Genomic DNA, 20,814 nt, shown 5'->3' with positions numbered 1-20,814 from the left:
ACGCTTGCAGCGGCTGCTCTGGAACCTTGGGGTTCCGCTCTTGTTCGCTCGGGCCGGCTTCGAACGCAGGAAATGCTGAATGTTCGTCAAAATTCTCGCAGCGTTAGCGCTTGCTGTCCGCCTCCTGTCGATTCATTCGCCCGATATCGCGTCCCTGCGGCGGTTTGGGGAGGACCTGACTGAGAGCCGCTTGGAGCACCTACCGGCGAAAGCGACGGCGGCACGGCAGGGCGAGCAAACGGTGACTGCGTCGGCAGGATCGGAATCGCGCCGCGGCTTGACTGCGACGGCCAAGCGTCGCGCAGCCGACCAGAATGAAAGCTGCCTCCCGGTTGGCAGGCGAACTGCGGTTCCGTGAGCACGACTAAACCCACGACCAGCAATCCAGCTGTCCGCGAATATGCGATCTTGACAGCTCACTTGTTGTGACCTCGCTATGATCCGACGGCAGGTTTCCACGGACGCCTCGGTAGAGAATCTCAAGGACAGCAACGGATGGCACGCAGACAGTGCTGCGGGGTAGGGGGCGCGATCGCTTTCCTACTTCGCTTATGGTCGCCGTCGCCTAACGAAGGAGCGCATATGACCGGCGCAAGAGGATGGCCGGCTTGCCGGACCATCTCACGCCCCGCGCCAAAGCGCGCCGGGACGGTCCCCACCGCTGGATTGAATCTATCAACTCTGGTTCAATGGGAAAGGTGACGGAAGCGAGATTTTTGTCCGTTGGTTCCCGCCTCCTCCGGCACTCGTCCCTGAGCCGTCGTTCGAGCGGCAGCGGTCAGTATGCTCGATCCGCATCCGGTCGCTGAGGTCGATTGGCGCCCCCCTTGAGATCCGTTCAGCTGGTCGGCGATTTTCTTGAGAATTATCTGGAACCAAAGCAAATGGTAGAGGTTCGTAAAAAGACGCGGCCGCCTAGACCTCCCCAGAGGCAAGATCGCCCCTCTCGATCGCTGCGTTACCTCGTGAAGAATGCCTTCGGCTCGATCTCCTCCAGCCGGAGGCATTTTTAACCTGGACGAACGGCCTTCAGGTTACATGTTAGCAGCTTTGAGCGCGGTCTCCTGCACCAACCACCAAACTGGCAGACAGGCCAGTGCAATAGCAACTAACCAAACAGAAGCGAACTTTATAAGGTATCGCCGGCGTGACTTGGCCTCGCTCCACTCATAGGACATGTGCATTCTCCCTCCCAGCCGCAGAAAATTGAAGCACCGGGCATTGCGGGAGTCGAGTGCGGATGTGCAACACCCTGACAGCAAATGCCTGATGTATTCCGCACTCATTGCGCGAGCGGAAGCGGTGGTCATTGCGGCGAAACTCGCGGCCTGCCTGTTTCACAATCGAGAAAGGGATTTCCCCGCAGCCGCACCTGTTCGTCCGAACGGAATTCGCCGTCGTCAACATGGTCGCGTCTGCGTGGCGAAGCGAAGCTAGGCTGGATAAGAGCAAACCGAATTGCGGCAGGGGGATGTTTCTGACGCTGATGATCTTTTCTTTGGTCGGCCTGAACGTCTGAAAAAGGAGAGTGCCATCGGCGATATCTGATGGGCGGGTGAAAAATGCGTCCTGGGTGCCTATCCAATGAGCCCTGGTGGCGACAATAACTTCCTAGCAACAAGCGGATGCGTTCCCGGTCCGGCATTAGCCCGTCGGCCTGACGAGGCGACGGGCCAATGGATCCTATTTAGCTGCGTTGGCGACGCGATGTCCGGCGTTTTGCGTGGCGTTCACTGTGTTGGCTGTGTCCTGGCCCATCCCGCGAATGGTGTTGCCGCAGGATGAGAGGGTTATAGCAAGGATAAGTGTTGCGATCATTGCACAAGCGATTTTCATGGAAAGACCCCGGTTTCGTTGTAATCACACTATAACCGTCTGGAGGATTCAAGGTTCCAACGACTGGTCGATATCAGAGCGCGTACCTCGATAGATATCCCGGCGCGAGCTCGAATGAACCAACGGCAGTTTTCAGCGTTTCCGTTCAAAAGGAGAACGCTATGCGGCTGACGCTCGAAGGGGACTATCATCGCTCCGTTGGCGATATCGACGCCCTTGATGAACTCGAGCGGGCTAATGCTCTTGTCGATGATTACCTCCGATTCGTCAAAGCCAACGATATTCGCAAGCAGGTGGTCGATGAAATTGAATTACCCATCTCAAAGCTGAGGCTTGTGAAGGCCTTTTGCGTCGCTATTGCCGCCGAACACCGCCCCGATACGCGCGCGCTCCTGATCAGGGCGGGCCTCGCTCTTGCCCAGTATCAACCGGGAATTGGCCCCCGTATCTCTTTAGAGGCACAGGATCATTGCCGCGTTGAGCGATCGAGGTTGTCTGCTCGCCGCCTGGAAAACATCCTGTTCATGGTGGCGGAAGAACGAGTCCGGCTTGGGGATCTCTTTCTGGCCGTGGTGAAACGTTCCCTCCATTGACGTAAAATCAGACCTATTCGAGGCGCCAATCGCACCTGATTTCAGCATCGAAACAGACGCGCTTTGCTCGACGCCGTCGCTGCAACGTCCAAAGCTATTTGTCGTATAGCTTACGTCAATGCGTCTCGGAGCAAACTCGTTTGCTTTGTGGCATTGCCGCGGACAGTAGGATCTTGTGCAGCCGAGCTCGAACACGAGAGCTGCAAGCGGGTCGAACGCGGGTAGTTTCTGACGACTGGGCTGCCTTTTCCGGAGCACGTTTACACTAGTCAGGCAACAGCCTGGGAAGGCGACATTTTGAAAATCGGCCGGTGCACGGGCGGTCAAATGCTGTATCCGTTGGCTAGGCGAGATGGCGGCCCCAAAGCGCGAGCATCATGACGGCAAAGAGGCTTGCTGCGTGCGGCACCAGCGCCAGGGTCCATCCGCACTCTGACAGGACCAGCAACAGGTCCGCAAACGGTATCAGGGCGATCGCGAAAAGAGAAACCGTGGCGGCGGGCATCGAGATCGATGGGGAAGCCAACAGCCAGGAGCCGGTTGCAAGATCTCGGGCCGCGAGCGCGCGCAGGAAGAGCGGGTCAGCAATTCCGGCCATGGGCGCGGCAAAAAGCAACGCGCCTATCGACGGTTCGACGAGAATGAGGATGCCGAGACCGAGCAACGCGAGGCCGAGTGCCCGCACCAGAAGTCTCCAGCAGCTCGATCGTTGCATGATGTTCGCCAGCAATTGAGATCCTCCTGCCGGTCCGCGACGAGGCCGCTAGTCACGCGGCCTGTCTCGTCGCCTTTGCCAGACGCTTGATCGCCTGCTCGAGAGATCGCTGCCCATCGCAATAGTTCTGCCAGGCATTCGTCTTGGCAAGCAGCGTCGGCACGGTACGGATGGTAAAACGTTTCGGATCGAGATCGGTTTTGACCTGGCTCCAGGTCAGCGGCATCGACACCGTAGCGCCCGGCCGGGCCCGTGGCGACAGAGGCGCGACCGCGGTCGCCATCCGGTCATTTCGCAAATAGTCGAGGAAGATGCGGCCGTTGCGCTGGTTTTTCGCCATCTTGATCAGGTAAAGTTCAGGATTGTCGCGAGCCATCTGCAGGCAGACGTCATGGGCAAATCCCTTCGCCTCGGCCCAGATCAGCTTCTTGCCTTTCGGTACGGCAAGCGGCGTGACGACGTGCAATCCCTTGCCCCCGGTTGTCTTGCAGAAGCTGACGAGCCCGAGTTCTTCTAGTCTGTCGCGCATTTCGCGAGCTGCCTTGACAACCCTCGCGAAGGGTACATCAGGACCTGGATCGAGGTCAAAGACAAGCCGGCCCGGTACTTCCGGTTGGCCAGGTTCGCAATTCCATGGATGCAGCTCGACCCCGCCGATCTGGGCAATGGCAGCCAGGCCCTCGATCCGATCGACCTGGAGATAGGGCTTCTTGTCGCCGAACACCTTGACCAGCTCCAGAAGATTCGAGGTGCCGAGCATCGCGTGGCGCTGGAAAAATTGCCCGCCACCAATGCCATCGGGCGCACGGATGATCGAGCACGGTCGTCCCTTGATATGGTCGATCATCCAGGAGCCGACCGCTTCGTAAAAGCGGGCGAGATCCGCCTTCGACACCGGCTCGCCGTCGCTGGCGTCCGGCCAGAGGGACTTGTCGGGGTTGGAGATCAAGACGCCCATGACATCTTCCTTGCCACCTTTGCGGAGGGGCCCGGGCTCTCGCTTTGGTCCCGCAGACGCCCCCGGATCGGGAGTGTCTGCCTTCTCGGGCGCGGCGGGCTTCTCGGCGACGACCTCCGTCGCAGGCTTGTCTTCACGAAGACCCTTGAAAGCCGCCTGCCGTACAAGCCCGTCGGCAGTCCAGCCGGCAAACTCAATCTCGGCCACCAACTCCGGCTTCACCCAGACGATCTCCTTGTCCTTCTTCGGCGCGCCCATCCCGGTAAATGGTGATCGGGTCGTTTCCAATGCGCGTAGCTTGGGCAGAAGCGTCTCGAGCTTGCCTGCACCATATCCCGTCCCTACACGTCCCACATAGACAAAATGGTCGCCCCGATTGACACCGACGAGCAGCGAGCGGAATTTGCCGTTTGTCTTTGCATAGGCGCCGATGACCACCTCGTGACCGGCGCGGCATTTTGACTTGACCCAGGTCTCGGTGCGTCCCGACTGATAGAAAGCACCCGCCTGTTTCGAGACAATGCCTTCAAGGGATAGCTTGCATGCCGATCTTAAGACCGCGTCCCCACCAGTCTCAAAATGTTCGACGAAACGCAGCCGCGGATCGCCGGCATCGATGAGCATTCTCTGCAGGCGGCTCTTCCGCTCACCCAAAGGACGCTCTCGCAGATCCTCCTCGCCCTCAAACATCATGTCAAAGGCAAAGAACGCCAGTTCGTCTGTTCTTTCCTCAGACAGCGCTGCCTGAAGCGCGGCGAAATCGGGTGCACCATTTTCATCGAGAGCGCAGATTTCACCGTCGATTATCGCATCTGGAAGAGCAGAGGCGGATCCGGCGATCGCCGAGTACTTTGCTGTCCAGTCCAGCCCCTTGCGTGTCTTTAACGTGACGTTTCCGTCATTGACCCGCATCTGGATGCGGTAGCCGTCGAACTTGATTTCGTGGATCCACCCGGCAGCGCCAGGCGGGCGCTCGCGTGTTTCGCATAGCTGCGGCGAAATGAAGTCGGGCATGTTTGACTTTGGTGAAATGGATGACTTTGCTGCCTCTTTCGCCTTTTTTTGCCGTTTGCCTTTAGCGCCCGTGGTGCGCTCCTCGGCCGCCAGACCCCGGTCGCTGTCCCAGATGGCATCCGCCTGCACGTCAACGCTTTCCGCCATGAACGGCTTCGGTTTTCTTCCCTTGCCGGCAGCAATCGCTGCCATTGTCCGGCCAGAGGCGACCGAGGTCTCATTGTCCTCGAGCACGGCGGCGCCGTTCTCCTCGACAGACAAATCGTCATGATGCTTGATCAGCAGCCAGTTGGTTCGTTTGCCGCCGTCACGGTCGTTGCGCATGCGCACCAAGACGAAGCTGCCACGAAGACGTTCGCCCTCCAGGGAAAACTTGAAATCACCTCTGGCCAGAGCCTGTTGCGGGCTCTTGTTGCCCTCCGGCTCCCAATAGCCACGATCCCATAGCATCACCGTGCCGCCGCCATACTGGCCTTTGGGTATGGTTCCCTCGAAGTCTCCGTAGTCGAGAGGATGGTCCTCTACCTCGACAGCCAGCCGCTTGTCTTGCGGATCGAGAGATGGGCCCTTCGTTATTGCCCAGGATTTGAAGACCCCGTCCAGCTCGAGGCGAAGGTCGTAATGCAGACGCGTGGCATCGTGCTTCTGGATCACGAAGCGCCTCCGGTTTGATGCTCTCAGCTTGGCCTGGCCGCTCGGCTCCTGCGTCTTCTTGAAGTCTCGCTTCTGCTTGTAGGTCGAGAGCTTGTCGCTGGCCATTGTAGTTCCCTTACGAATTCGTCGTCCGCCTCTAAAGTAGAGGAGAGATCGGCGCGGATCGGATAGGACAGGCAGGATTTCAACTAGCGCTTGGTGGCGACGAAGCCTTGAGCAGCGTCGTGTCATCCCTGTCCGTTCCTGCTGCCCGGCCGGCGACCTCGCTATCAGAAGCGTGCAAAGGTTGATTTTGTTCCGCTACAGGCCGCACCTCGCGATCGAGGCTCGCTTTGTTCCCCGATCCGTTCGTATTGTAGTCCTCAAGGCATATTCGTGAGATACGGGCTTTTCACAACAGCTCCAGCCTCTCGAAGAGCGGCCTGTCGTCGTCCCGTCGCACGAAAGAGCGCGTTCTTCGTCCATGATGATGATCAACTGGCGGCCTCGACTTGAATGGGGAGTTATCGAGCTCGTAGACAGGCGACGCCCTGATTTCCAGGGGAACGAGAAGCGAGATGATCCTGCCTTTCGGTAACCGTGGATATCTCTGCCGCCCTTTTCTTGGCGGAAGAGGGCGGCGGATCTCATGGCGCTGGAGCGGCGTGAATGGCTGCCGCAGGTCGTTGATGAACCGACCAACAACGACCGGCAAGGTCGTCCTCCCGTTCCCTTGGCTGGCCACAATCTGCGCTCGCTTTTCTAAGCATCCCGCCAAGGCCGAAAAGTTCCGCGAATCTGGTCATTCCGAGTTGGGGTTGGGAACGGCACGGACCAGTGGACTGATCCACCACTGCTGCCCAACCCAAAAATGACCAAATGGTCGCGGCGGTTCAGAGATCCTGGAATAGTTCGAATGAATGGATGCCCAGGGGACGGCGCGGGCGAGGATGTGGCTACCACGCCAATCTTCAGAGTGGCAAATGCATGTTTCGCGGGTAGGCGAGTCAGGCACTAAAGACAGGCCCAGCGCCGCTTGGGCGATGCGTCGCTATCAGGGGCGCGCCAGGAACGGAATTAGTCCCATAGGAAATCGGGTCCGATCATCTGGTATGTGAGTTTCAGAGTTCCGTCAGGCTGTACGACGTAGCGTTCGAATACGCGATATCCAAATTCACCCAGGAAGGAATTCTTCACCACGGTTCCAGGTTTATAGCGGGAGTGGACAGCCTTGCCCCCGTAGGTAAGGCTCCCGGGGAGCGGTCGTATGCCAGCAGACGAGCTTGTCGTCGGCTGTGCAGCGCAGGCGCAAGGCTGATTATGATCGCTGCGATCCCGCCAGATAAGCGTATGTCTTTCAACATCGGTTACTCCCATCTCTCGTTTACACCGGCGATTGCCTTACAATTAACGACTCAAACGCGGCGATCGTCCGGTTTCGCATCGGCGAGCTGCCGTGACGGTCGTCGTCCCAGGCTGACGCCGCATGTGTTTCTACCACGCCGAACGGCACGGCTTGTCGATCGTCTCCTTCGCCCTCGTCCGGCACGAACAAGAAGCATGAGGATGAGTTCCCGTTACGATGCTTCGACTTTGGCTCCGCATGCTTCACCTCAAGTGCTGCCAGTCGCGGTACGCTCCACCACCGGCAGCGCGATCGCGCACACAAAGCGGTGAGGGCAGATCAACAAGTGGACCGCGTTCCTCGAAACGAATATGCCGAGCGGCCAGTACAACTTCACTGAGGCGGGGACTAGACGCCGCTGATCTGTTTATTTCCCAGGACCAGTGTCTCGAATTGCAAAGACAGCGTTCTCTCGTGGCGTCCGGTCCTCCCTCCACCATCCTGTCCCAGATCGGTTCTCGCCAATGAGCCCGCGTATCGTGCCTGCGCATCGGTGTCCATCCCCGAAGCTGACAAGCTGTTCGGCCTTGTCGCTCTTCAAGCTTGGCCCGCCAGCACTGTACGGAGCCGTACTGCATCCTTTTGAGGCACGGCGAGTTTCCTTCTCGTTGTCGGCCGCGAGCATCGATGGAAATGCTCGGCCCGAAAAACAGAAGCTGGATGGGCTGCCTAAAGCAGGGATGTGCGGATCGCCTCATTCAAGCGGCTTGGCTGGCAACGGATCAGCGCGCAAGACGAGGCAAAGATGCAAGCGGAGGATTACTAGAGAGCCGATTCTCGGGAACACCAGCCGCTCGTCCTATTGATCCTCTTGCCGGCATTGATTTTCAGGAGAGTGATGTGACGGACAATGACCCTTACGGATCAACAGAGAGGTCAACCGAATATGAAGCTCAAGGAAAGCGCGGGGGGCGAGCCGGGACAGCCCGCTCGCTCTGGGCAGTCGCAATCGCGGCCATTTTTGTGGGAGCCATGTTTGCTTGCGTTGCGTTGCTACAGGGTCAGCTAACCGACCCTGCGCCTGCAGGACCTTCTCAATCTGGGATCCCGATGGAGGGAGGAGGGGCTCAGAACTGAGGCTGGAAACCACATTGGACGGACGACGATCCCCTCAGACCTGGTTCGTTTCTGCGCGCAGTCGCCCCGATCGGCCCACCCGCACCTTGTTGTCTGCTGCAGCACGCTCGCTTTCTGGATTTGCGAGAGCTCTTGCTCGCCCGCCGTTCAGCTTTCGCGTGGCGAATAAACAAAGTCAACGAAAGATCGTCGGTTGGCGCGACCCTTCATCGGTCACTGCTTTCTTGGCGGGCAAGGGATTGGCCAGGTCATATTCGATTGAAGCTTCATCCCAATGATCGGCTTCGTGGCCAAAGGGCCGCCCCGCGTGTTCCCATAACTCGTATGCCCGTCTAGCGATCCAGTCGTCACGATCCTGGTTGACCAACGCCATCAACCCCTGTTCTTCTTTTTTATCTCGGGACTCCCGATCGGCAAGAGCTTCTCCTTCTCGTCAGGCCGCGAAGCCAATTCCTGTTGCTTGCTCGATTCCTCGATGGGGGGCACGAGGCTGGTATGCTCTTCCGGCTTGTCTCCGATCGATTTTGACTTGTTCACCGCGATCTCCACCAACTGTTTGTCGGGTGTTGAAATATCTTTTCCAAACTTCCAGAGCCTGCCCTTGGCGCACGCTCGAACGACCAATCGACGGACGCCTTGGGATCGCCTCTTGTGCGGCAACCAAGCTCGATTGTAGCGGTCGCGGTCTTCATACACGGCAAAACCTCATATTCTACCGAATAAATAAGCAACGATGAGGGCGCAGCCCACAGCGCCGAAAGGATGTCGCCTAATCCGGGCGCGGGCATCATCCACCAGGCCTTCGCTTCTTGCGCGCAGGACGCGGGCGGACGCGGAACCGATCTCGGCAACGCTCTCCCGCAGCCTGCTTACCTCGGCGCGGAGAGCTTCCAGTTCTTCGTCCGGCGATACGCTCGCCGACACCCGATCATGATCTCGTACGCTCGCAAGAGCAAGATCGACGAGGGGAGCGTCATCGTCGCGGGTAAGGTTGCCGGGGGGTGCGAATTGAAAAGGTTCAGCTTGGAACGGAACCTTCGGCGATCGTGGTTCAGATGGCGGGGAACTCTCTTCCGGGCCTTTTTCAGGTTTATCGACAGGTGTCGCACGCTGCTCGGTACCCTCCTGCTCCAAGTCAACGACCGCTGGAACTTTGACCATATGTGTCTCCTGGCTTGCTCGGTGACGGCGCAGTTGAAAAGCGCCGTCCCACCATCGTCATGAACACCCTTGACGATGCGGAGTTCCAAAGAAGCTGAAGAGCATAGAGATGGAACAGGCCGCGGGAGCGGCAAAGATGATGGTCACATCATCCACGGCACCGGCAAAAGGTATGGGTCGCAGCCGTCACGAAAGACAGCATGCTCAATCGAATTATCCGACACGATAACTGCTTTCAAGGAAGGTGTAGCGCTCTCGCGGGCGACCGTACGTTCTCGTACCGGAACCGGCCACCGCTCTTGTAGCTTCAATCTCTTGGCTGGATCCTGAATGAGCGAATGGTGTGGCGGAGATCTGGTCCTTTCTGCCGACCTTGATCGCGAAGGCATAACCGGTGGCGATATCACTCAAGACATGACGAGGGCATCATCATCAAGGTCGGGGCGCGCCCCCCGGCGAATGCAGGAGATCGGAAATGACGAAAGTCGCGCTGGTGACGGGAGCAGGATCGGGTATTGGCAAGGCGACAGCCGTTCTGCTGGCTTCTCGCGGATATAAGGTTGGCGTGCTTGGCCACACAGAGGCCGAAATCGCTGTCACCACGCGTGAAATCAGCGCACGCGGGGGTGAAGCCATATTGCTAAGGGCCGACATCTCCAACGAACAGGAGATGAGGAAGGCAATCGACGGTCTCGTCGCACAGGCCGGCAGGCTCGATGCTGTTGTCGCCAACGCCGGCATCAATGGCGTGTGGGCGCCGATCGATGATCTGACGCTCGAGGAATGGAACCGCACCATCGCGATCAACCTCACAGGCACCTTCCTGACGATCCACACGACGGTGCCTCACTTGAAGCGTGCGGGGGGTGGCGCAATCGTCGTCGTGTCCTCGATCAATGGAACGCGAACATTTACGACGCCCGGCGCAACGGCCTATACGGCGACCAAGGCAGGGCAGGTGGCGATGGTGCAGCAACTCGCACTTGAACTAGCCCGCCATCACATCAGGATCAACGCCGTCTGTCCCGGTGAAATCGAGACGAACATCGAAAGCAATACGGACCTTCGCAAGGAGGAGGAGATGGCGATACCGGTTGTCTGGCCCGAAGGACAAGTCCCGATTACAGGGGGAAGGCCCGGCAGAAGCAGGGATGTCGCCGCCGTGATCGCCTTTCTTGCGTCAGATGATGCCCGCCACATGACCGGTTCGCCGGTCTGGGTCGATGGCGGCCAGGCTTGCGATAAGTTAGGTGTCCTCGCTACGCGATTTCCGACCGCGGTTCGCGCTGCTTTGTTGACGGCTCAGCCCCGACAGGGCGCGACGGCAAAAAATGCCTTATTCCGAGGTTCATGCTCCACCCTTCACAGGAAGCACGCTGCGTGTACAAAAACCGGGTGTTATAGATCGCAGGCCTGAGCTTCGCGATCTAACGAATAGTGCCGATCAAGTAGCCCGGGAGGCCAAGAAAACGGCCACTGGTACGCGTCACGGCATCATGAGAGGCAATCGAAACCATCCGCATCAGCACGGCTGTGACGCATTGAACGGCCTTGGCCGTACCAAAGATGCGAGGCTGGCCACCCATGTGCCGACATCTAATAGTAACGCAACGAATGCCACCTATAGCGTCTGAACGTAAATTCGGCGCTCATCCCGCGCGGGGCATGGTTGTCCTTCTCGCTCCACGTCAAAAAAAACATCTCGCTTACCGGCAGACCCGCAGCCGTTCTTTCCAATAATGCCACCATCCACCATCGATGGTGCGAGGGCCATGACTTATGAACACGTTGCCTGCGGTCGCAGAGCCTTGTTCAAACTGCATTTTTGGCGCCAGCCAAGTGCTCACACAAGACACCAGATGAGGCGACATGCGGTATCGAGCAGGTATCCGTACCCCCGGCTATCGTTTCTGCCCTTGGCTGAACAGCAACATTTGCGGCTTTCTGGTAGATGGGCGTGTCAATAGCGACCGGAAGCACCGTACAGACACGAATATCAGGATGGTGCGCGAGCTCCTGGCGCAGGCCTGCCGAAAACCCGCAGATGGCAAATTTGCTGGCGACATAGGCGCTGAGATAGGGTTCCGCAAACATTGACAGCATCGAGCCGACATTGATGGGCGTGCCTTGGTTATTCTGCTTCTGAAACGTTTTGATCGCGGCGCGCGATCCATGGACGGTTCCCGTGAGGTTGACGTCGATGATCCGACGAAATATATCCGCCGGCAGTTCCGCGAAGGGTCAGAACGCCAAGACTGCCGCGCAATTTATCCACAAGTCAATCCTGCCGAACGCGGTGAGAGCAAGGGACGCGAGATCATCGACTTGTCTCTCGTCCGAGACATCTGTCGATAGGAACTCGACGCTCGCGCCCAGTTCGGTGCATACAGCGGCGACAGTTTCAAGTGTCGAACAATCGCGCGCCGCAAGGATCAGTCGATCCCCGCAAGCGGCAATGCGACGGCCGTCGCACGGCCTTTACTGCTGGATGCGCCGGTAATGACGATCACTCGGTGGTCTTCTGAGGTCGCGCTCATCTAACTCAAGGCCCCGAGAGGCTTGAGCTGATGCTGGCTGGCCCAAGCCCTTTGCACGCCTCGGCTACTAGCCATCCGGAGTGTTCGATGACGCCGATGTTGTCCACGAGATCCTTCTCATTTTGGAGCGAGATGTTGAGGAGCACAACAACAGGGTGGATCGCGCAGCAAGGCAGCCATGAGGGTCTGAGGTAAGACAGCTTCGCCGCACGATCCGCGCGTCGAACCTCGACTATCAGCAAAAGTTCCAATGCATTTGTGACCGCTCCGGTTAGTGCTCCCCCCGTGCAATCCTGCTTGTGTGATGAAGCAGGGACTCCGCGCTCTCCATATGCTCCCACCGGGCCTTGCGCCCGACGGGCCGTTGCTGTGCCGTCTCCGAACCGTCTGCGAGAACAATGGTCTGGTCGGCCTGCTACGTTCGGATTGGCAGTCGGCTCGGTCCTTGCGTGGGCGGTGTCCGGGCCGTTCGTCGGCTTCAGCGAAACGTGGCAGCTGGTCATTAATACGAGCACCACGATCGTCACCTTTCTCATGGTCTTCGTTCTTCAGAACTCACAGAACCGTGACGGGGAAGCCTTGCAGGCGAAGCTTGACGAGCTCATCCTCACCTCGCAGGCGCAGAACAAGTTCGTTGGCATTGAGAAGCTCGACGAGCAGCAGCTGCGGGAGATGAGCAAGAAGCTTGCCGAAAGGGCCGAGTGCGTCGGTGACGCCGCCGATGACAAGGCTGAAGAAAGCCGACGCAGTCAAACGCCCGCCTGACGGTCCCGTGGAAGGTTTCTCCCTGTTCACGCCCGGCCGCGCAAGACCTCTCAGAGCGACGACATTTCATTTCGCTCCGCGCCAATCGCCTGCCACCACCTCGTCAGCCGCGATTTCATGGCAGGCACGACGGAGGCCCTCCTCCCTCAGGTGACATCGTAAAAGCCGTCGCCGCCAACAAGCCGGGCGGTTCCTGACGGAAACACGAAGGCCCAGGTCGGAGACAAACCAAGACACCCTCGCGTAGCTGCCTTGATTGAAGCACTGTTAGAGCGGCGAACCAGTGCATCTTACGGTCGCCATTCCTGATCGTTGCGCCGGTCAAGTTCGCGGTCGAGATAATAGGCTGCACTGATCAGGGCCAAATGCGTGAACGCCTGCGGGAAATTGCCAAGCAGATCTCCGCGAACATCGAATTCCTCTGCGTAGAGTCCGAGATCATTGGCGTAATTGAGCACGGATTCAAACACGCGGCGGGCCTTCTTCAGGTCTCCGGCGCGCGCAAGGCATTCAGCATACCAGAAAGAGCAAGCTGAGAATGCGCCTTCCCTGCCTCTCAACCCATCTGCATTTTTGTAGCGATAAACCACGCCGTCATCGGCCAAGGTTTTTCCAATGGCATCAAGGGTCGCGAGCCAACGAGGATCCGTGGCGCTGACAAAACGCACCAGCGGCATCAGCAGCAGGGAAGCATCGAGACTGTCTCCACCCCTGGTTTGGACAAAGTGCCCTTTCTCCTCGTTCCAGAAGCCCGCCCAGATATCCTCGTATATATCGTTGCGGACATCGATCCACCTGCTGAATGGCGCGGCAAGAGATCGTTTGCTCGCAAGACGGATTGCGCGATCAACGGCAACCCAGCACATTAGCCGGGAATGGAGAAAGTGCTGCGGCTCGCGCCGCATTTCCCAGATGCCGGCGTCCGCGTCTTGCCAATGTTGGCAGACGTAGTCGATGACTTCGCGCACGCCTTTCCACCCATCGTGCGAGATAGCGTGGCCATATTTGTTGCTCAGGTAGATCGCATCCATCAACTCGCCATAAATATCGAGCTGGAACTGCTCTGCTGCCCCGTTGCCGATCCGCACAGGACGTGACCCGTCATAACCCGACAGGCTATCCAAGCTGATCTCGTCAGGCACTCGGCTGCCGTCGACGGCATACATGATGTCGAGTTTGCCACCGGCGCCACATTTCATGGCGCGCTTGCCGATCCAGGAATTAAAGGCTTCTGCCTCCTGCCTATAGCCGAGCCGCATTAAGGCATAGACGGTGAAGGAAGCATCGCGGATCCAGGTTGCGCGGTAGTCCCAGTTTCGAGTGCCGCCGGGCGCTTCCGGCAAGCCGAACGTTCCGGCAGCGACGATAGAGCCGTGACGCCGCGACGTCATCAATTTCAGCGACAGGGCGGATCTGGTGACCATCTCCCGCCAGCGGCCGCGATACGTGGATTTCGCTGCCCAATCCTGCCAAAAGGCGATGGTGGCATTTTCGAAGTCATCGATCTCCGGGATTGCGATTTGCTCGTCATCGATGCTCGAAAGAATGAAATCGGCCGTTTCACCGGCCACAAGCCTCCCGCTGGCACGGACGGCGGTAGCGTCGGCTGTGAGCGCCAAGTTCGCAGAGAGACGAAAACCTTGAGCTTGCGACGGCCGCCACAACGCGACGGTTTTGTCGACATCGGGCGTCACCAATTCGCGGGCGTAGTTGAAACGCGGTGCACATTGCATCGTAAAGAGAACTTCGCCACGTGTTGCCCGAAGCCGGCGCCCAACCGTCGTTGGTCTATCGCTGTCGCTGTCCCTTACCGCCATGAAATCGGTCAATTCGGCACTTGCATCCTTGCCCATCCACCGCGTGAGCAAGACGTTCGTATCCGGGAGATACTGCTGCGTGACCCGCGCGTCGTCGATTTCGGGGCGAAGCTCAAAGACGCCGCCGCGCTCAGGGTCGAGAAGGCCCGCAAAAATCGTAGGGCTATCGAAATTCGGCCAGCACATGAAATCGATTGCACCGTCCTTGGCAACCAACGCCATAGTGGCGAGATCGCCGATAACACCGTGATCCGAAATCGGCCTCGGCACAGTGGCCTCTCTAAGCGATTGCGGCGACAGCCGATCGGACTTTGTTCGCGGGTCCATGAGCGCTCCATGCAAACCACGAGAAAACGCATGATAGACCAAATGGGTCCCGGGATCGTGGCTGGATTCCGGATTTGAAAGAACGACCTGACCAAGCAGGCAGTCATAGAGTGACCACAGAGATTGGGTTAAGCTGAAATCAACCCTTGTTAGGCAGTGGGTTTCCAACTGTCACCGGACGGGCCGGGAACGCCGCTGAAGCGCGTTGTCCCGTCGACCGATTGCCGGCTGGTCACAAAACGGCGGCATCCATTCGGACCGTCGATGCTGAAAGCGATCTCTTCAATGACACCCACGCTGCCCGTTGATGGATTGGCCCAGGCCAGCGCAGTTGCGCCGACAGGACCACGTCCGACGGTATCTGCGATCACTGCTTGGTCGGTCACCGGCGCAACCAGCGGCACCCGTGCGAGCGGCGTCTCAAGAAGCTCAAATTGTGAACATGCTGCCAGAGCCGCGACACCCATGGCCGTGATGAAATACTTCGGATTCACCTGCTGAATAAACCGTTTCGCCTTCTGCATTGCATGTCACTATTCATGCCAGGGCTTGTGACTAACCGACGACAATAGTCGTCGGCAATCTTTGAAGATGACGATGACTTAACCAAGTTCCGGTGAGGGTGTCGAATGTCCATGACCCAATACCCACGCGATAGATCCGCAGAACGCCTGAACGAGAAGTAGCCAATGATTACCATATGTGGCTTGAAAAACGCGTTTCAGCCTAGTTGAGCTGGAAGTGCTTGGTGGGACCGCGCGGCCTCAGCGCGAACAGAGGAAAGGGCGAGAACAGGCCCGCCACGCGATCCCATCGTAATGACTTGCATACGATCAGTTTGTTCCGGAACGTCGATCGATTTCGCAACATGGTCGTCGATGAGGGCCCTGGGGTAAGATGTTGCCAGAGTGAATCGGTGAAGGTGGCCGATGGTCAAACGGGTGCGTGAGCACCAACGAGCAGTAACCACGCTTGATGGTCGATTTCGCAGAAGTCGGTGTGTGAGAAGGACTAAACCTTCTTCAGTGCAGCTGTTTATACGCTTGGCAGGCTGCTGCCGATTTTACCATGGAAGTGCGCCACGCGATGTACTTTTGTCGGCACTTTCCCTTTTCAGTTCATGAATGGTCGCCACAACCGAGGCCACGAACAATGTGGCAATCAGGGCGCTCAAGATTGTCAGCAGAACGAACATCCAGCCTCCTCTCCCCAACACTCTAATGGCTGCTGCGCGTAATTGTTCCCCTGCGCGTTTCCGCCTGTCGGTCGCCTTAATGATCGCTGGGAGTGGCGAGCAGCCTGAACCTGATTGTCACGTCGCGCGCAGTGATCTGCGTACGGTAGCGAACAGTTCCCCGAGCCTGGGGAACATCGATGCCCCTCGACCATTGGTGCTGGGAAACATCGCAGAGAGGAAGCAACATGGTCACGATGGTCGGCGAGGGATCCAGTATCGAAGAGCTGGTAGCGGATCTGATCTTTCTTGAGCACGACGCGATCGCCGCCTACGAGTCCTGCATGGATCGGCTCGACAACAAGGAGCTCAGCGCACAACTCGCAATCTTCAAACAGGACCATCTACAACACCTTAAGGTGCTTACCGCGATGGCCCGCGAATTGGGTTTGCAGGCGCCGCCCGGAGGCGATTTGAAGAAGGTGCTGACGACTGGCAAGATCGCTCTAGCGGAAATTATGGGCGATGCCGCCATCCTTAAGGCGATGAAAACGAACGAGGACGATACCGTCACGGCGTATGAGCGTGCAATCCGGCACGAGGATGCCATCCCGGCCACGAAGGCGTTTTTCATGAGTGCACACTTGGATGAGGAACGTCATAGGGCATGGATGAGCACGACGGCGGACAGACTATCTTGACTGGCCCATTTTTGAACTACGCCCTTATCGAGCTCGAGCACGGCGACCTGATCGACCGCGGTCGCCTAGTTGCGGGACGCACGGGCAGAATGGCTGCGAGCATCATGTAGGGGTTGCCTTTGCCATGGGAGCCGAGCCTGGCCCCACCCGTGCGCTGCGTGAGCAGGATAGACGGCTTGCCCGGTTTGAGTGTTTCGTGCTCTGGTTCAGCGGCAGAAAAACAGTTCGGCCGCTGCCACTACCGAGCAATGTATCTATCGCGACACCAACAGGGATGAACGACATCGTCTTCGTTTGACGTCCCAAGGCTGTTTGCTGCTAGCGATCCTAGGACGCCGTCTTCAAACCCTGCTAAGGCAAGTCGAGTCAAGGATGAAGGCATCGGCCCTTGAGCGTCCTGATGGGTTATGATCTCAACGAGGAGGACCTCCGGGATGGTCGCAACATTGAAAGTTCGGACGTAATTTGTCCCAGACGCACATTTTGTCCTCTATAAAACGCGATGACAGGATTGTCTTTGAAGAAATCGATGACCGCTCCGGGCAGGCGGCTGATAATGCCAACACTCAGGTCAATGCGACACTCGTCAATTTCGGCAAGCCCGCTCCAACGCCAGGCCCCGAACTGGTAAAAAGGTCAGGTCTTTCCCGGGGATCGCTATGGGCGGCTTAAATGCCACAGATTAACGCCAGCTTGCATTCTCCAACTGGAGGCGCTTGCGCTGGATCGCCCCCCTTCGCTCTCGATACGTTCAACGGGTGCGAACTGGACGAGTGGATCGAAGCACTTAGCAAACGTTACTCAAACTAAGGTTCCTGGGTCACCCAATGTCGTTGTCAAAGAAATTCATCTTCGTTCCACTCAAGCGGAACCGGCTGGATTGGTCCCGGGAGAAATTCTACAGGCTTCCACCGGCATGTCCGCCGAGAGGGTTGCATCGGCGATGTCTGCAAGGTCGGTCGGAGTGGGAGCCTATTCGATCACGGCAACGTTGCGTTGGTTAAGGTCAACGGTGAACGATAACCTGTGTCCCCGGCTGCACCATATCGTAAAGTTCCTCTACGTCTTGGCGATACATTCGAAAGCAACCGCTCGACGCATTGGTCCCAATGGACGAGGGGTCGTTGGTTCCGTGGATGCGTAGCAGCCCATCGGCAAGATATATCGCCCGTGTGCCAAGAGGATTGTTCGGGCCAGGTTTGACGACGGCAGGCAGCCTTGGATTCTTCTGACGCATGCTCGCAGTCGGTCGCCACTCCGGATGTTCTTTCTTCGAGATTACCCGGGTCACTCCGTACCATTGTTTGCCTTCACGACCCACGGCGATGGGATAGACGTACTGCTCTCCCCACGGCGTGGTGTAATAGAGAGCGTGTTCCCCTGTAACGATCGCGATCGATCCTGCCGATCTGGTAATGGGCGCCCGGTGTGGTGGCGGGTTTCGGTAGCGGGGACGTGGCTCGTATATCGGCGGCGGTGGGTAGGGGCTGTACGGCTCGTCGTAACCGTAGCCGCCATAGTCATCATATCCGTCGTAAGGCGCATACACCTGAGCGTCAGACTGAACGACGCTCAGCAAGAGAGTAGCGATCAGAATAGCAAGGAGCCTCATAATTCTCATCCACTTGTCAAACAAGCGTTAATAGGACGAGCTCTGTGGCGGGACTATGTCAGCGCCTTGCAGCCTTCTGGGCCGTTGCCGGGCGACAAGATTGACATGAATCGGTCAGCTACGCCTGGTCAGGTCACGTCACGTTGGTGGGATAGGATCAACAGGCGGCGAGGCGCGCGGAGGCTCTGCCAGAGGGAGCGGTCTGGCGCGGCTGGCCCATTTGGCGCCTTCGTTCCTCTGATTTCGCGACGACCTTAGTACAAAAAGCCGGTGGGACGTTTGACCGACGCTTTGTCGACGCTCACCGCCCCTGGTCGGCCAGATTGACGCTGACACTCGCGGATGTGTGCTCATGGTCGGGTGAGGAGATAAGGGTCGTCGAGCATGATCGCGTCCGGGTCTGCGATGGCGATTTCCTTCAACCCCTCCGCATCGACCAGGCCGACGGGGTAGCGCGGATATTCCGGCAAGGGCACATCACGCGGCTGCCCCACCATGACCGCAAGCCGCATGCCGGCGCCTCTGATCGAAGCCGCACGTCCCCGAGCAGCTCGCCCTGCCACAGACGAAACCAATTGGCGCCCGCCTGCGCGGCGCGTTGGTGCAGCTCCGGATCGCTTGCAAGCGCGAGTATCGCAATGTCGGCTGCGATGTCTCGGGCTGCTTCGATAAGAGCGATGTCACGAAGTCCAAGAAGAGTGCGCCCAGTCGCGTCGGCGCGAGAGATTTCAGCGAGGATTAAAGGCAGATACGTCCTGTCCATCAGCTTCACATCCAGCAACAATCCAAGTGGCGCGGAAGAAGCTATCGCCTCCGCCAATGTCATGATCGCCGGAACGAGGGATTTTAGCGTGCGGAGATCGAGCTCGGCCACACTTCGTCGATCGCCACAGAGCCGTTGCAGGTCAGCGTCGTGAAAGTTCACGAGGATTCCGTCTCGGGTGATGCGGACATCGGTTTCGATCGCATCGGCTTTTGCCTTCGCGGCGGCGCGAAAAGCTGCCTTGCTGTTTTCCTGCGCCAGCAGGGCGCCGCCCCGATGCGCGATCACAAGGGGCTTCTTGGAGACGCCGAGCCAACGATTGACTGCCATTGCAAAACTACCCTTGTCAAAATCTCGTGGCCTCTGTCACGTCGCGCCAACCACTCGTGGCAGTTATTGCCGCGGTGTTAAGACGATGGGAGGTGCGCGTCTGTTGACATGCCCGAAACACCCGCCGTGAACTCGATATTCTGCGCAAGTGTTTCTTCAATCTCGTGAATGGTCGGCCGCGCACGTGAGGGAAAGCCGGGTATTGACGATGCGTTAACCGCGCCGGCCTCGGTAAGTTTGTCTTTCAGACAGCTGGTATGGGGAGGAATTGCCGTTTCGGGGCATCGAGATTATTCGTCCGCTATCGTACTGCCCCGGATCCACGGCTTGTGGTATGAGGTCGGACCTTCCATCTAAGGCTTGCCACCCCACATCACGCGAACCTCCGCAGCGGCATCCGCCGGCCTCTGCGGTGACGGTCTGCGCGGGGTGAGAGGGCCGCTCCCTTCCTCGAGGTCGAGCGCCCTCGGAAAATTTCGAGACGCTCGAGGTCCGGCAACGATGGTGGTGTCTTGTACTAAAGCCATCCTATGCCGCGCAGGTGCGAGGAGGTGAACTCCTCTCTTCCCTTTCCTTCGGGATATCGCCCTAGAGGCGGTCTATATGCGTTGCTCTGAGGACGATCTCCTGTTGGCGAAAGCGAAGTTCCAAATCCTTGCGGTATGAATGCCACCACGCGTGATCGATGTCGCTTGTCATGAACTCAACGACAACGATATGGTCGCGTTCAAGGTAGCCATCATTCTCCCAGATGCCTTCAGCCGGGGCGTTAACATGGAGCGTCGCTCCACCAAACCTCTCGGTAAGTTCGTCGCGCACCGTCTGAAGATTTGTGCGGCTTCGACGCGAGCGTATGATGGGCAGCAGGATCTCGATCAAATAGGGCATGATTTCCCAACCACGACGCAAGCCCGTGGTTCCCGGCCGCTGGCACCTGAAACCTCAAGGACGAAGCCAACGCTGGCGCGGGCAAATGCCGTCTGGGCAGGCGAGGGAAGAGCAGGGTTTCGTTTTTTGGTCTTGGCGCTGAACGCTTGAGCAGGCGGTGGGCAACGGACAGTTATCCCCGTCGACAACATGTCCCCGATGGACTTGATGTTACGGCGAGGATCAACGGCTTTGCTGAAGAACCGGCTTTCCGCGGTGACCAGCCCTACGCCTCAATCCGGAGACTAAGTGATGCTCAGCGGTGGCCAACTGCAACGACGGGGCCCCGTGTCCTCTTGGCTTCGGATCAGGGGCCGACGCGGATCAGGTTCGGAATAGCCGCGACGATCGGTTGACCGGCATCGAGACATCCAGAACTTGATCGCAAGGTTGCGTCAGACGCTCCAACGGGTTTCCTGTAACTCTCTCAGCAAATTAACGTTGTTTTAACTATGTGACATACGCCGCT

The 20,814-nt window shown here is 58.2% G+C and carries 15 protein-coding genes and 2 pseudogenes; 4 read left to right on the top strand and 13 right to left on the bottom strand.

Going from position 1 to position 20,814, the window contains the following annotated elements; all coding sequences use genetic code 11:
- Positions 1-1,683: 1,683 nt before the first annotated feature.
- Complete coding sequence (locus LVY75_35105) at positions 1,684-1,818, bottom strand: entericidin (protein XAZ26391.1); 135 nt, start codon at positions 1,816-1,818, stop codon at positions 1,684-1,686.
- Between the two features lie 179 nt (positions 1,819-1,997).
- Between LVY75_35105 and LVY75_35100 the strand changes: the two genes are divergently transcribed.
- Positions 1,998-2,429, top strand: coding sequence for a hypothetical protein (locus LVY75_35100; protein ID XAZ26013.1), 432 nt, complete (start codon positions 1,998-2,000; stop codon positions 2,427-2,429).
- A gap of 343 nt (positions 2,430-2,772) precedes the next feature.
- On the opposite strand, the gene LVY75_35095 is transcribed toward LVY75_35100, so the two are convergent.
- The 6 genes from LVY75_35095 to LVY75_35070 all read right to left on the bottom strand — a co-directional run bounded on the left by LVY75_35095 (position 2,773) and on the right by LVY75_35070 (position 9,392).
- Positions 2,773-3,159, bottom strand: a complete 387-nt coding sequence (locus LVY75_35095; protein XAZ26012.1) for a hypothetical protein — start codon at positions 3,157-3,159, stop codon at positions 2,773-2,775.
- Between the two features lie 37 nt (positions 3,160-3,196).
- A complete protein-coding gene (ligD, locus tag LVY75_35090; protein ID XAZ26011.1) occupies positions 3,197-5,875 on the bottom strand; it encodes a DNA ligase D in 2,679 nt (892 codons plus the stop codon).
- Positions 5,876-6,826: 951 nt separating this feature from the next.
- Entirely contained in the window at positions 6,827-7,018 is a 192-nt protein-coding gene (locus tag LVY75_35085) for a hypothetical protein (GenBank protein ID XAZ26390.1), read from the bottom strand.
- Positions 7,019-8,406: 1,388 nt separating this feature from the next.
- The gene (locus LVY75_35080) at positions 8,407-8,604 is read right to left on the bottom strand and encodes a DUF2934 domain-containing protein (GenBank protein XAZ26010.1); all 198 of its coding nucleotides are present in this window, start codon (positions 8,602-8,604) and stop codon (positions 8,407-8,409) included.
- Positions 8,604-8,927: a hypothetical protein gene (locus tag LVY75_35075; protein ID XAZ26009.1), complete on the bottom strand. Its 324-nt coding sequence runs from the start codon at positions 8,925-8,927 to the stop codon at positions 8,604-8,606. Before LVY75_35075 ends, LVY75_35080 begins: the two co-directional genes overlap by 1 nt.
- Before the next feature lie 9 nt (positions 8,928-8,936).
- Entirely contained in the window at positions 8,937-9,392 is a 456-nt protein-coding gene (locus tag LVY75_35070; GenBank protein ID XAZ26008.1) for a hypothetical protein, read from the bottom strand.
- Between the two features lie 475 nt (positions 9,393-9,867).
- Between LVY75_35070 and LVY75_35065 the strand changes: the two are divergent.
- A pseudogene (locus LVY75_35065) lies at positions 9,868-10,638 on the top strand (SDR family oxidoreductase).
- A gap of 566 nt (positions 10,639-11,204) precedes the next feature.
- Here the strand turns inward: LVY75_35065 and LVY75_35060 are convergent.
- Positions 11,205-11,825, bottom strand: a pseudogene (locus LVY75_35060) (SDR family NAD(P)-dependent oxidoreductase).
- 473 nt (positions 11,826-12,298) lie between these two features.
- Here LVY75_35060 and LVY75_35055 point away from each other — a divergent pair.
- Positions 12,299-12,694 (top strand): low affinity iron permease family protein, encoded by a 396-nt coding sequence (locus LVY75_35055; protein XAZ26007.1) that lies wholly within the window; start codon positions 12,299-12,301, stop codon positions 12,692-12,694.
- Between the two features lie 290 nt (positions 12,695-12,984).
- Here LVY75_35055 and LVY75_35050 read toward each other — a convergent pair whose 3' ends face one another.
- Both LVY75_35050 and LVY75_35045 read right to left on the bottom strand, forming a co-directional pair.
- Positions 12,985-14,838 carry a glycoside hydrolase family 15 protein gene (locus LVY75_35050; GenBank protein XAZ26389.1) on the bottom strand — a complete coding sequence of 618 codons (1,854 nt, stop codon included), beginning with the start codon at positions 14,836-14,838 and terminating at the stop codon, positions 12,985-12,987.
- Between the two features lie 149 nt (positions 14,839-14,987).
- Positions 14,988-15,362: a hypothetical protein gene (locus LVY75_35045; protein XAZ26006.1), complete on the bottom strand. Its 375-nt coding sequence runs from the start codon at positions 15,360-15,362 to the stop codon at positions 14,988-14,990.
- A gap of 898 nt (positions 15,363-16,260) precedes the next feature.
- Between LVY75_35045 and LVY75_35040 the strand changes: the two genes are divergently transcribed.
- A complete protein-coding gene (locus LVY75_35040; GenBank protein XAZ26005.1) occupies positions 16,261-16,713 on the top strand; it encodes a ferritin-like domain-containing protein in 453 nt (150 codons plus the stop codon).
- Positions 16,714-17,719: 1,006 nt separating this feature from the next.
- Here LVY75_35040 and LVY75_35035 read toward each other — a convergent pair.
- The 3 genes from LVY75_35035 to LVY75_35025 all read right to left on the bottom strand — a co-directional run bounded on the left by LVY75_35035 (position 17,720) and on the right by LVY75_35025 (position 20,306).
- Entirely contained in the window at positions 17,720-18,325 is a 606-nt protein-coding gene (locus LVY75_35035) for a L,D-transpeptidase (GenBank protein ID XAZ26004.1), read from the bottom strand.
- Between the two features lie 418 nt (positions 18,326-18,743).
- Entirely contained in the window at positions 18,744-19,376 is a 633-nt protein-coding gene (locus LVY75_35030) for a hypothetical protein (GenBank protein ID XAZ26003.1), read from the bottom strand.
- Between the two features lie 630 nt (positions 19,377-20,006).
- Positions 20,007-20,306, bottom strand: a complete 300-nt coding sequence (locus tag LVY75_35025) for a hypothetical protein (GenBank protein XAZ26002.1) — start codon at positions 20,304-20,306, stop codon at positions 20,007-20,009.
- Positions 20,307-20,814 lie beyond the last annotated feature (508 nt).

Origin of the sequence: Sinorhizobium sp. B11 (genome assembly GCA_039725955.1) — a bacterium.
Taxonomy (GTDB): domain Bacteria; phylum Pseudomonadota; class Alphaproteobacteria; order Rhizobiales; family Rhizobiaceae; genus Rhizobium.
This window is presented reverse-complemented; position numbering and strand designations above follow the sequence as displayed.

Coding starts and splice junctions, on each gene's coding strand:
- LVY75_35105 (XAZ26391.1), bottom strand. CDS start 1,818: ATGATCGCAACACTTATCCTTGCTATAACCCTCTCATCCTGCGGCAAC.
- LVY75_35100 (XAZ26013.1), top strand. CDS start 1,998: ATGCGGCTGACGCTCGAAGGGGACTATCATCGCTCCGTTGGCGATATC.
- ligD (XAZ26011.1), bottom strand. CDS start 5,875: ATGGCCAGCGACAAGCTCTCGACCTACAAGCAGAAGCGAGACTTCAAG.
- LVY75_35080 (XAZ26010.1), bottom strand. CDS start 8,604: ATGGCGTTGGTCAACCAGGATCGTGACGACTGGATCGCTAGACGGGCA.
- LVY75_35070 (XAZ26008.1), bottom strand. CDS start 9,392: ATGGTCAAAGTTCCAGCGGTCGTTGACTTGGAGCAGGAGGGTACCGAG.
- LVY75_35050 (XAZ26389.1), bottom strand. CDS start 14,838: ATGGACCCGCGAACAAAGTCCGATCGGCTGTCGCCGCAATCGCTTAGA.
- LVY75_35045 (XAZ26006.1), bottom strand. CDS start 15,362: ATGCAGAAGGCGAAACGGTTTATTCAGCAGGTGAATCCGAAGTATTTC.
- LVY75_35040 (XAZ26005.1), top strand. CDS start 16,261: ATGGTCACGATGGTCGGCGAGGGATCCAGTATCGAAGAGCTGGTAGCG.
- LVY75_35035 (XAZ26004.1), bottom strand. CDS start 18,325: ATGAGGCTCCTTGCTATTCTGATCGCTACTCTCTTGCTGAGCGTCGTT.
- LVY75_35025 (XAZ26002.1), bottom strand. CDS start 20,306: ATGCCCTATTTGATCGAGATCCTGCTGCCCATCATACGCTCGCGTCGA.